Below are 725 nucleotides of genomic sequence, written 5' to 3'. Positions count from 1 at the left end.
CCATGAACCATTCACTTGTACCCAACCTGTTGCCATGGAACCATTAGAGTTGAGGTAGTACCATGAACCATTCACTTGTACCCAACCTGTTGCCATGGAACCATCAGTATTATAAAAATACCACATACCATTTTCTTGTTTCCAACCTGTTGTTGGAGCAACTGGTTTAGCTAATTCTACTGCTGCGTTTGTTCCTTGGTTAGATGTAACAGATACAGGATACGAAGGAATAGATGATTGCTCAGGAACAACAACTTTTTCAGGTTCTCTCGTCCCTCTCCTTATACGTCTTTTTACCATCTCTTTAGTAATTTGACGAGAAGTAGTTTCTTCAATTGTTCCATCACGTTCATCTACAGTATAGATTGTAGTAAGCGTAATTTCACCAATTTCTCCTGCTTCTTCTATTTCTTGACCTTTATCAAGAGTTGAGTCATCGAGATATTCTGTTTCGATTGGAATTTCTTGGACAAGAACTTGGGGCTTGGTTCCTTTTTTAACAACTCTTGTTTGAGAGTCTTCTTTTTGACTTAAAGTACTCTCAGTTACTTGTCCACTCTTTCCATCTACATCATAAGTTATCGTTGTAACTGTTTTCCCATTCTTTCCTAGAGTAATCTCTTGCTCCTGTCCTGCAGAAAGGTCATTATCTGCTTCATATTTAGTAGCAAATGGAACAAGAACTTCTTCAACCTTGCTCTTGGCAGGAACTTTGATAACTGTAT

1 protein-coding gene is annotated in these 725 nt (G+C 38.3%); it reads right to left on the bottom strand.

What is annotated here, in order from left to right:
- Nucleotides 1–725, bottom strand: a 725-nt coding sequence (locus HT729_RS09285; RefSeq protein ID WP_172931942.1) for a G5 domain-containing protein, incomplete at both ends; no start/stop codon positions are given.

It is taken from the genome of Streptococcus sp. 79, from assembly GCF_013277425.1.
In the GTDB taxonomy this organism is placed as follows: Bacteria; Bacillota; Bacilli; order Lactobacillales; family Streptococcaceae; genus Streptococcus; species Streptococcus pseudopneumoniae.
The sequence above is the reverse complement of the archived record's forward strand: the minus strand, read 5'-3'. Positions and strand labels throughout refer to the sequence as shown.